Source organism: Bacillus sp. AFS012607 (assembly GCF_002558005.1).
Classification (GTDB): domain Bacteria; phylum Bacillota; class Bacilli; order Bacillales; family Bacillaceae_G; genus Bacillus_A; species Bacillus_A thuringiensis_S.
Genome location: NZ_NTVM01000051.1, coordinates 1 through 9,946 on the forward strand (window position 1 = coordinate 1; position 9,946 = coordinate 9,946).

Sequence of the window (9,946 nt, forward strand, 5' to 3'; positions counted from 1 at the left end):
ATGAGTATTGCAGGACAAGGGGTAGATAAAGAGCAATTTGAAGAGGTTGTTGGAGTATTAGCAGAAAGAGCTTTTGAAGATCAATGTACAACTGCTAATCCAAAGTTACCGCTTATTTCAGAGCTGAAAGAAATTTATATGGAAGCATATAAAGGTGAATAATGATTAAAAAAGAGCCGCAGTAAAGCGGCTCTTTTTTTGTTGGAAAACATCTCCCAGAATGGCTGTATTTACTGGTCTTTCAGTTTCATAGAATATGATAAAGTGAAATGGAGGAGTGAGAATATAATGAAAGAATTACAAGGGAAAATAGAAGATTATACTAGGTTCGGACAAATTCTTCTCGCTGTAAGTACATTGTTAATGGTTGGCTTGTTGATTCCGGATGGAGCAAAAGAGACAATCCAATTTTTTGTTATGATGGGGAGTATCGTTATATTTTTAAGTTTATCGTTCTTTTTCTTTCAGCGTGTGAAAGTGATGCGTGACCAGTTAGAGGAAAATGAATGTGAATAATATTGTTAACTAGAGCGCGGCGAAAAGAAAGAATCTTTTTGTCGCGCTTTTTGTTTTTTGTAGAAAAATGTATGCGTTTCATGTTGACAATGATAATCCTTATCAATTAAAGTAGAATAGTAGTTAATGATTATCATTATCAATTAGAGGTGAAGGAATGAAAAAATCTATTACGCTATTTACAGCGATTTTATCTATTTTTTTCTTGTTAATAGGTTGCAGTGCCAAAGGGGACGAAAAAGCGTCTGCAACCAAAACAGAAAAAGGAAAAGAAAAAATCGAAATTACCGACCTGTCAGGGAGAAAGGTAACATTCGATAAAGTACCAGAAAGTTTTGCAACATTAAGTATGGGAGACATGGATATTATTCATGCTTTAGGTGGAAAAGTAGTAGGTCGTCCGGATACGAAATTAACTCTTCCAGAGGAGTTAAAGAAAGCAAAAGTAATCGGGAATGCACATCAACCGAACTTTGAGCAAATTGCTAGTTTAAAGCCCGATGTACTTGTTGCTAACAATGGATTCCAAAAGAATGTGCCAACGGTTGAAGGACAGGGAACGAAAGTAATCATTTCTTCTGCGAATTCTGTACAAGATATTCAAAAGAATATTGAATTATATGGAACGGCAATGAAGAAAGAAGATAAAGCAAAAGAACTTAATCAAAAAATCAATAATCAAATGAAGAAATATGAGAAAAAGAGCGATGTGAAAGCATTGCTAGTGTATGGCGCACCAGGTACTTATTTAGCGGCATTACCAACATCTTTATCAGGTGATATTTTAGAAAAAACAGGCGGAAAAAATATTGCTTCTGATTTTCCAGAAATGAAAGAATATCCGCAATATGCACAGCTAAGTGTAGAACGTATTATTGAGGCGAATCCAGATGTGATTTATTTAATTACACACGGAGATCCAACAAGTGTGAAAAAAGCATTCGAAGGCGAAATGATGAAAAATGAAGCGTGGAAAAATTTAGATGCAGTAAAACAAAACCGCGTAGTTATTTTGCCACCTGATTTATTTGGATCTAATCCTGGGACAAAAGTTACAGAAGCAATGGACTTTATGTATAAAAGTATACAAGATGTAAGGAAATGATACGTATGGAAAGTAGTGAAGTAGTAAGAGAAAAGGAACATCCTTTTGCGAAAAAAAGATGGATAATAGCAGTTACTTTAGTTGTATTAACAATTCTAGGCCTCTTTTACGGTCTTTTCGCAGGAAGTTTATCCTTTTCTGTACGAGACATTCTAACAGGTATACAAGATGAGGGTTCGACAGTACATCGAATTGTATGGGATCTTCGCATACCGAGAGTGCTCGTTGGGTTTATAGTAGGAACATGTTTAGCTGCATCTGGTACACTGCTGCAAGGGGTTATGAGAAACCCTCTTGCAGATCCTGGTATTATCGGAGTTTCATCTGGGGCAGGCCTTGTAGCAATTGTCATCATGATTTTATTCCCACAGCATCTAGCTTTTTTACCACTAGGGGCGTTTTTAGGAGCTTTCATAACAGCGATGGTTATTTATGCTTTATCATGGCAAAAAGGGGCACCACCTTCAAGAATCGTCTTAGTAGGGGTGTCGATCAATGCATTAATTGGTGCAGCAACGTCAGCATTAATGTTATTACATAGTGACAAAGTACAATCCGTGTTACCGTGGCTAGCGGGTGGTATTGGTGGTGTAAGTTGGGCACATTTAAACATGATTATTTATTATGCAATATTCGCCATTATATTAGCTTTCTTTGGCATTAAGCATATTCGAGTGTTAATGCTTGGAGATGAAATGGCAAAGTTATTAGGACATAACGTGGAAAAAAGTCGGTTTTATTTAATCGTAGTAAGTACATTATTAGCTGGAATTGCAGTAAGTGTATCTGGTCTTATTGGATTTGTCGGTCTTGTCGTACCACATATGCTACGTTTATTAGTTGGAAATGATTATAGATATTTGCTACCTTTATCATGCCTTGGCGGCGGTGTATTACTTGTTTTTGCGGATGCAATAGCTCGAAGTTGGTTCGATCCAATCGAATTGCCTGTTGGTATTTTACTGTCCTTCTTAGGTGGTCCGTTCTTCTTATATTTAATTCATAGAGGAGGAAAACAACGTGATTTCCGTTAACAAAGTGTTTTATGCACACTCTGAAAGATTTCAAATGCAAAATATGAATGTACATATTAAGGCTGGAGAAATCGTTAGTTTAATTGGTCCGAATGGATCGGGAAAATCTACTTTGCTTCGTTTAATAGCAAGGCTACTGAAACAAAGCGAAGGGGACATCATTTTAGATGGGAAAAACATTCATATGATGAAGAGTGCTGATGTAGCGAAGCAATTAGCAATGTTACCACAAATGCATGATCATCAATTAGATTTAACAGTGAAAGAACTAATTGAGTTCGGAAGAGGTCCACATAAATCATGGAGTAGCCGCTTAAATAAAGAAGATGAAGAAATTGTTGATTGGGCATTGTCTGTTACAAATCTTGAAGGGTATGAATATCGTCTTTTACATTCTTTATCAGGAGGGGAACGGCAACGTGCTTGGATTGCCATGACGCTAGCGCAACGTACAAATGTCTTACTATTGGATGAACCAACAACCTTTTTAGATATCGTTCACCAGTTGGAAGTAATGGAACTTGTGAAACGATTAAATGAGGAGTATGGAATGACAATTATAATGGTTTTACATGACATTAACCAAGCTGCTCAATATAGCGATCGTTTACTCGTATTAAAGCGAGGAAAGATTCAGTATGATGGTATACCAGAAGAAGTGCTATGCCATGAAATGTTTCAACATGTATTTGGCATAGATGTAGATATCTTTCAAGGAAGTGACAAGCCGTTTTTTACACCGAAACGAATTTCTAAAAGGGGAGAAGAGCGATGCAAACAGAAGAGCGTATTACCACTGAATTAGTAAGAGAATTTGTTATGGCAGCTCACGGGGATTTAGAGAAAGTACAAGAGCTATTGGTTGAATCGCCAAGCTTACTTCACGCCTCTTATAATTGGGGTGGATCAGATTGGGAAAGTGCGTTAGGGGCATCGGCACATGTAGGTCGTAAAGATATTGCTCTTTATTTACTAGAAAAGGGTGCTCGGATGGATATTTTTGCAGCAGCTATGCTTGGTGAATTAGAAGTTGTACAAGCTATTTTAGTAGCTCAACCAGAAGCATTGCGTGCATCTGGTCCTCATGGCATTTCTCTTCTTCAGCATGCACGAATGGGTGGAGAGAAATCTAAGCGTGTATATGATTATTTAGCAATACTATCTTAATGAACGAAGGAAGTTCTTATGTGCGGTAAACTTTTCACTTGAAACAATTGGAAAGTTTACCGCCCGTTAGAACGGGATAAGTATCTAGTATATTTGAAAATCCTACACCCCCTCAACTGTAGTTTTCTTAATACTAGTTATGATATGGATGCAGTAGACGAAATTTGTCTACTGCTTTTTTTAGTCGTTAAGAATGAATATTCTGTATTTTATTGTGGGTTCATTTATCCCGCTATTTGCGGNNTAAAGTTTCACTTTATAATTAATAGTAACATTTCGTATGCATACAAAACATGATCGTGAAATTAAGAATAAATTAGTGGAAAGGAGTGCAGGCATGTTTCATACAGATCGTTTACAAATTCGCAAATATACAATGGATGATTTACAGTTCTATGCTTCACTATGGGGGAACGAGAAGGTAATGCGCTATATTGGAAATGGGACGTTAAAAACATATATACAGTGTAAAAAAAGTTTGGAGGAGTGGGTCATTCCTAGCTATAAAAACGGTCTCGGTTTATTTGTATTGATTGAAAAGGAAACGGGAACAAGAATTGGTCATGCAGGGCTGGTAAAGCAGCAGATTGATGGAAAAGAGGAAATTGAAATTGGTTATTGGTTACTTCCTCAGTATTGGGGAAAAGGGTATGCAAAAGAAGCGGCGGCAGCATTTCGAGACTACGGTTTCCAAGCATTACGAATGAATAAATTAATTTCTCTCATTAACCCGAATCATCCCGCCTCAATATTTGTTGCTAGAAAGACAGGGCTCAGCTATGAGAAAACAACTTTATTTCATGGGATGGATGTTCTTGTTTATTCCATTAAACGTGTTGGATGAAAAATTACTTTTTTAAAGGTAAATTGCGTTTTTTGAAGAATGGTATATGAAAATAAAGGGGGGATTACATGTACATTTATCATAATGGACTTATTATTCGTGAGGGAACGAGTAGCGTACCAGCATATGCAATTAAAGCATTGTTTGAAGATGCCGGTTGGAGTAATGATAATATCCCTTCTTGGCAAATTGAAAAATTTACGATAGCATTTGAAAATTCAACATGGGCTTTCACAATTTGGGATGAAGAAGAGATGATTGCGATGGTTAGGGTCATTTCGGATGGAATTATGATCGCGAATATAGTAAATTTAGTTGTGAAGTGTGAATATAGAGGGAAGGGATTAGGTAAGAAGCTTGTAGCTCTTTGTTTGCAAAAACTTCCCCACGGTGATTGGTTTGCGCATACATCTGCGAACAATTTTGATTTTTATAGAAGTTGTGGATTTGAAGTTAGAGAGCTATCGAGAAATGGAACATGTGCGTACTATGGATATCAAGTCGCGAAAAGAGATGGTCACCGATAAATGAACGGAAAGTAAAAAAGTATAGCGAGGTAATTTTGAGACTTTTGATAATAGAGAATGGATTGAGGCTCTTTTTATGATAAAATAAAAGAAAATTCCGTTTATTATTAGGGGGATAAAAATGAGTATAAAAGTTGGGGATGTATTTAAATATGAAAGAAGATTTACTGAGGAGGAAGTTTTTGAATTTGCAAATATTACAGGTGATAAAGGTAGACACCATATGGAATACGATGAAAACGGAAGACTAATGGTTCATGGTTTATTGACTGCTAGTATCGGAACAAAGGTGGGCGAAGAGTTACATTACATAGCAAGAGAATTAGTAAGTGAGTTTATTAGACCAGTTTTTACAGGAGATACGATCACTTGTGAATTAACTTTAACAAATATTGAGCAAATGGAAGGTTATAAAAAAGTTTCAATCGAGTCAGTTTATCGCAATCAGCATGAAAAGACGGTACTAGTTGGGACAAGTTATGGAATTATAAGGGGATAAAAAAGAAGCCTGTTAATCAGGCTTCTTTTTTATTATTTAGTAAACACGTTTTCGATTTTCCGCATAACTAGAGATAAGTAATAATGCAGTTTCTTCTCCTATATTACGAACAATATGAGGAACGCATGCATTCCATGAGAAAGAATCACCTTCTTCTACAATTGCAATATCTTCACCGTGCTGAACTTCTAATTTCCCACGTAATACAAGGTGACATTCTTCCCCTTCATGGGCATTTGGTGAGTTTTCTTTCGGGAACCCAGTAGGGATTTCTACTAAAGATAGGCGAAGCCCCCCTTGCTCCGCAACATGTTCAATTCTTTGCTCATCTTTGCCGTATACACTGTATTTCCGTTCTTCTTTTTTGACAATTTTTAATCGATCTTTTTGTTCTAATAATAAATAGGGAAGGGGAACATTTAAAAAATTGGAGATCGTTTCTAAAGTTGAGATAGATGGTGATGTCTTATTATTTTCAACCTGACTCATAAAGCCTTTAGAAAGACCTGTTCCCTCACAAATTTGTGCAATTGTTATGCCTCTACGTTGACGAATTTCACGTATTGCAGAACCAATATTCATAAAATCAAGCTCCTTTTTGTAAACAACTATTTGTATCATAGCAAAAAAAATATATTTTTTCCCAGTGAAAATGAATTGACGAATAAAAAAAATTAGTGTATGTTTTGTAATGTAAATAAAAGTTTTGTATAAGAAAACTATAAAGGAGAGAATGAAATGAATCAACATATTGGTAACTTAATTATTCGTATCGTGTTAGGGGTAACATTCTTCATGCACGGTTTAACAAAATTCCAATCAGGAATTGACAATATTGCAGGGTGGTTTACAAGCATTGGTTTACCAGGAGGACTTGCATACGGTGTAGCAACATTTGAATTAGTTGGAGGTCTATTATTAATTCTAGGTTTAGGTGTAAGATATATTGGATTATTATTTGCACTTGTTATGGTTGGAGCAATCGTAAAAGTGAAATGGTCAGCTGGTTTATTGGGAGATGGAAAAAATCCTGGTTTCGAATTAGAACTTGCATTATTAGCAATGGGTGCATACTTATTTGTTGCAAAAGCTGATGGTTTTGTAGATAATTTCTTAAAAGAAAAAATGTCAAAGAAGAATTAATTTAAATGGGGGGCTAACAAGATGAGTTTTCAACTTCATCCCGATACAACACTTGATGTTGTTCATTTATACGTATCTAATGTAAAGAAATCACTAGAGTTTTATACGGAAGTACTAAGTATGAAGGTGCTAAAAGAAGAAGAAGCAGTCGTTACATTTGGGAATGAAAATGATNNAACCACTTCTTATCATTGAAGAAAAGAAAGAAGCTTTTCCGAAGCAAAGAGCAAGAACAGGGTTATATCATTACGCAATTTTATTACCAAGTAGGCAGGATTTAGCGAATGTTCTTCGTCATCTTGTAGAGATGGTATATCCACTACATGGCGGAGCCGATCATTACTTTAGTGAAGCTCTTTATTTAGCTGATCCAGATGGAAACGGGATTGAAATTTATCATGATCGACAAAAAGAAGTTTGGCGTGATGAGAATGGAGAACTCCCATTTGTTAGTAACCCGTTAGCTGGTGAAGAATTATTACAGCAAGGAAGTACATGGAATGGCTTTCCAGCTGGTACTGTGATGGGGCATATTCATTTTCATGTAGCTGATTTAGAGGAAGCGAAACGTTTCTATGTTGATGGTCTTGGTTTTGAAGTAACGATTCCAGCTCGTAATGGAGCATTGTTCGTATCTGCAGGTGGTTATCATCATCATATCGGTTTAAATACATGGCAAGGTGAAGGGGTACCACCGCAAATGCCAGGTTCTGTTGGTTTGAAATATTTCACAGTTGTACTAGCGAATGAAAAACAAAAAGAGCAAGTATGTGAAAGCTTAAAAAATATTGGCAAGATTGCTACGTACAAAGATGGAATATTACAAGTCGAGGATCCATTTGGACATTGTATCCATTTCAAAATAAAAGGAGAAGCCTAAAAAGGCTTCTCCTTTTATTTTCTTATAATTGCTTTTTCGTTTTGTAAAAATAGTTCATCAAATTGTTTTGCAAGCTCAAAATCTAGTTTCGTTAAACCTTTTGCATTCCAAGATGACAAAGTAATAATAACTGCTTTATACTGGATAAGGATAAATGGATGGTGATTATGTTCTTCTGATAGTTTGGCGGCTTCAGAGACAAATTCGACTCCTTTTAAGTAGTCGGAAAACATATATTTTCGTTCAATCCATTTCTCATCTTTTACCATCCATTTATCTACCTTCAATAATTCTTCGTGAACTTCTTCTTCAGTTAATCTTAGCATCATTTTTCACATCCTTTACTGGAAGTAACGCAAGACCATTGTTAATAAGGCGTGTTACAGCTTCGTCAGTTGTGAAGGCAGAAAGTTGATGTAGTAATGCTGCCGATGTTTCATGCCCTTTGTTATGCTCTAAAAGTAACTCTAATATTTCAAGGCGCAGCAACCATTCTTTCGCATAAAATTTATTTAATACTTCTTGAATTGCTACTAATTGATCGATATGCGCGTTGTGTAAAATCCCCTCACTTCGAATATCTCGCACTGTTTGATACATACGTTCAAGTTCATTCAGTACAAGTGGAGCAGGAATTTCGTGAACTTCTTCATCCATTGGGAAAAATGCTGCGGCATCTGCGGCACCTGGGAATACTGAAGTGATTTGTGAGCCAACAGCCATATCAAATGCGCCCCATGAAGCATCAAATAAAACGCGGGCGTTATAAGTAACTGTGCAATCGATAAAGGAAATAAGAGCAATTTTCTTATCGTTTTTTACAATATCTGTTACTGTTCCTTTTACATGAATACCACTTGCAAAAGTAAACTCAGCGATAGTTCCAATTGTAATTCCTAATGATTGTAGTTGTTCGTCTGTACAATTTTCTAATGCAATATTTTCAGTGAGTAATCCAATCGGTGTTCCAAATCCGTCACTGTGTACAGAAGTAGAATGATTTGCTAACTGTTTATTATGAAGCGCTAATGCCGTTGGCGAATTTGTTCGCATGTAAATTAATTCACCTGCATCGTTTTCAATTGTCTCGCTAAATGTACCTGTAATTTGTAATCCACTATTTAGCTCAGCTGTTGCATAGTTCTCAGAGCGAATTGCTTTTTCTAAACCTTCTTTTCCACCTGTTTTAAAGGCCATTGTTTTAGAAAATGTTTCAAGCGCATCTGTTAATTCTTCAAAGGATTCACAAACAAATAGTTGTGGTTGCATTTTTGTTACGTCATAAGTTGTCCCTGTACATGCTTCGATAGAAAATGGAACCTTTTCTACAGCGTCTGTTAAGCAATGTTTGCTTTCGCCAACAGAAGAAAGGAGACCAGCACCATATATTTTTGGATCATCTATATTTCCGATTAATCCATATTCTACTGTCCACCAGAAAAGACGTGAAATTTGTTCAGCTTCTGATAAACCAGAAACTAAGTTTTGTTTTTCAATTACAGCATTTTCAGCAGCCTTAACTTCATCAGGAGTAGAAGTAGGGCTTTCTTTTACTATCGTTAATGTACGAACAGCTTCAAATGCATCATGTTCTTCTTTTGTAGAGAAAGCTTTTGCACCAATTTGCCCAAAACGTTTCACATATTTTGCATATGTAGGATCAAGTAAAATCGGTGCGTGTCCTGCGGCTTCGTGTACGATATCTGGAGCTGGTGTGTACTCGATATTTTCTACTTTCCGAATATCTGTTGCGATCGGTAGTAATCCGTGTCCTTGAAAATCGAAGAATGCTACGCCGGGAATAAGTCCGTCAATCGTTACAGCGCCCCAGCCACTTGGTGCCAAACACTCATTCATTTCTTCTACTTTTGGAATTGCATCTATATTAATACCAGATGATTGTAGTCCGTTCACATAGGCTGGATGAGCAACGTCTTTTAAGAAGCTATGATTTTGTCTCATAATGTAACGCCACACAGCGTGATTCACCGGTGTGTATTGATCATAATGTTGTGTGGATACGAATGGTTTTAAATGCGATGGAATTTCTGTTTTCTTTGTCATTTAGACATCCTCCTTTTTTTCTATAAAATTGAATATCGATTTCGTATAGCTTGTATCACCTCCCTTCATTATTTGTAAGCGCTTATAAAATTTTATCATAAGATTCGGAATTATTTAACATCTGTTTCTATGAGAAATAGAAAAAGCCCCTATCGGAAAATCCGATA

The 9,946-nt window shown here is 36.3% G+C and carries 12 protein-coding genes and 2 pseudogenes; 11 read left to right on the forward strand and 3 right to left on the reverse strand.

Going from position 1 to position 9,946, the window contains the following annotated elements:
• The 9 genes and pseudogenes from CN409_RS29980 to CN409_RS30025 form a co-directional block, all read left to right on the forward strand.
• A pseudogene (locus tag CN409_RS29980) lies at positions 1–162 on the forward strand (iron-containing alcohol dehydrogenase); the annotation flags it as partial.
• Positions 163–288: 126 nt separating this feature from the next.
• The gene (locus CN409_RS29985; RefSeq protein ID WP_000661454.1) at positions 289–516 is read left to right on the forward strand and encodes a YrhC family protein; all 228 of its coding nucleotides are present in this window, start codon (positions 289–291) and stop codon (positions 514–516) included.
• 157 nt (positions 517–673) lie between these two features.
• Positions 674–1,621, forward strand: a complete 948-nt coding sequence (locus CN409_RS29995) for an ABC transporter substrate-binding protein (protein ID WP_000748461.1) — start codon at positions 674–676, stop codon at positions 1,619–1,621.
• Between the two features lie 5 nt (positions 1,622–1,626).
• The gene (locus CN409_RS30000) at positions 1,627–2,655 is read left to right on the forward strand and encodes a FecCD family ABC transporter permease (RefSeq protein WP_002082127.1); all 1,029 of its coding nucleotides are present in this window, start codon (positions 1,627–1,629) and stop codon (positions 2,653–2,655) included.
• Positions 2,642–3,460, forward strand: a complete 819-nt coding sequence (locus CN409_RS30005; RefSeq protein ID WP_000626531.1) for an ABC transporter ATP-binding protein — start codon at positions 2,642–2,644, stop codon at positions 3,458–3,460. The genes CN409_RS30000 and CN409_RS30005 overlap by 14 nt, the downstream gene beginning before the upstream one ends.
• Positions 3,427–3,822 carry an ankyrin repeat domain-containing protein gene (locus CN409_RS30010; RefSeq protein WP_001192766.1) on the forward strand — a complete coding sequence of 132 codons (396 nt, stop codon included), beginning with the start codon at positions 3,427–3,429 and terminating at the stop codon, positions 3,820–3,822. Before CN409_RS30005 ends, CN409_RS30010 begins: the two co-directional genes overlap by 34 nt.
• A gap of 280 nt (positions 3,823–4,102) precedes the next feature.
• Positions 4,103–4,666: a GNAT family N-acetyltransferase gene (locus CN409_RS30015; protein WP_003263049.1), complete on the forward strand. Its 564-nt coding sequence runs from the start codon at positions 4,103–4,105 to the stop codon at positions 4,664–4,666.
• 68 nt (positions 4,667–4,734) lie between these two features.
• Positions 4,735–5,193 (forward strand): GNAT family N-acetyltransferase, encoded by a 459-nt coding sequence (locus CN409_RS30020; protein WP_000276126.1) that lies wholly within the window; start codon positions 4,735–4,737, stop codon positions 5,191–5,193.
• A gap of 121 nt (positions 5,194–5,314) precedes the next feature.
• Complete coding sequence (locus tag CN409_RS30025) at positions 5,315–5,692, forward strand: hotdog family protein (RefSeq protein ID WP_000025008.1); 378 nt, start codon at positions 5,315–5,317, stop codon at positions 5,690–5,692.
• A 36-nt stretch (positions 5,693–5,728) separates the two neighbouring features.
• Here the strand turns inward: CN409_RS30025 and CN409_RS30030 are convergent, their stop codons facing one another.
• A complete protein-coding gene (locus CN409_RS30030) occupies positions 5,729–6,274 on the reverse strand; it encodes a helix-turn-helix domain-containing protein (protein ID WP_001020693.1) in 546 nt (181 codons plus the stop codon).
• A 156-nt stretch (positions 6,275–6,430) separates the two neighbouring features.
• Between CN409_RS30030 and CN409_RS30035 the strand changes: the two genes are divergently transcribed.
• Both CN409_RS30035 and CN409_RS30040 read left to right on the forward strand, forming a co-directional pair.
• Entirely contained in the window at positions 6,431–6,835 is a 405-nt protein-coding gene (locus CN409_RS30035; RefSeq protein ID WP_001071553.1) for a DoxX family protein, read from the forward strand.
• A gap of 21 nt (positions 6,836–6,856) precedes the next feature.
• Positions 6,857–7,715 (forward strand): annotated as a pseudogene (locus tag CN409_RS30040) (VOC family protein).
• 14 nt (positions 7,716–7,729) lie between these two features.
• Here the strand turns inward: CN409_RS30040 and CN409_RS30045 are convergent.
• Complete coding sequence (locus CN409_RS30045; protein WP_000979537.1) at positions 7,730–8,044, reverse strand: 4a-hydroxytetrahydrobiopterin dehydratase; 315 nt, start codon at positions 8,042–8,044, stop codon at positions 7,730–7,732.
• The gene (locus CN409_RS30050) at positions 8,025–9,779 is read right to left on the reverse strand and encodes an aromatic amino acid hydroxylase (RefSeq protein WP_097981574.1); all 1,755 of its coding nucleotides are present in this window, start codon (positions 9,777–9,779) and stop codon (positions 8,025–8,027) included. Before CN409_RS30050 ends, CN409_RS30045 begins: the two co-directional genes overlap by 20 nt.
• Positions 9,780–9,946: the final 167 nt, after the last annotated feature.

Coding starts and splice junctions, on each gene's coding strand:
- CN409_RS29985 (WP_000661454.1), top strand. CDS start 289: ATGAAAGAATTACAAGGGAAAATAGAAGATTATACTAGGTTCGGACAA.
- CN409_RS29995 (WP_000748461.1), top strand. CDS start 674: ATGAAAAAATCTATTACGCTATTTACAGCGATTTTATCTATTTTTTTC.
- CN409_RS30000 (WP_002082127.1), top strand. CDS start 1,627: ATGGAAAGTAGTGAAGTAGTAAGAGAAAAGGAACATCCTTTTGCGAAA.
- CN409_RS30010 (WP_001192766.1), top strand. CDS start 3,427: ATGCAAACAGAAGAGCGTATTACCACTGAATTAGTAAGAGAATTTGTT.
- CN409_RS30015 (WP_003263049.1), top strand. CDS start 4,103: ATGCATACAAAACATGATCGTGAAATTAAGAATAAATTAGTGGAAAGG.
- CN409_RS30020 (WP_000276126.1), top strand. CDS start 4,735: ATGTACATTTATCATAATGGACTTATTATTCGTGAGGGAACGAGTAGC.
- CN409_RS30025 (WP_000025008.1), top strand. CDS start 5,315: ATGAGTATAAAAGTTGGGGATGTATTTAAATATGAAAGAAGATTTACT.
- CN409_RS30030 (WP_001020693.1), bottom strand. CDS start 6,274: ATGAATATTGGTTCTGCAATACGTGAAATTCGTCAACGTAGAGGCATA.
- CN409_RS30035 (WP_001071553.1), top strand. CDS start 6,431: ATGAATCAACATATTGGTAACTTAATTATTCGTATCGTGTTAGGGGTA.
- CN409_RS30045 (WP_000979537.1), bottom strand. CDS start 8,044: ATGATGCTAAGATTAACTGAAGAAGAAGTTCACGAAGAATTATTGAAG.
- CN409_RS30050 (WP_097981574.1), bottom strand. CDS start 9,779: ATGACAAAGAAAACAGAAATTCCATCGCATTTAAAACCATTCGTATCC.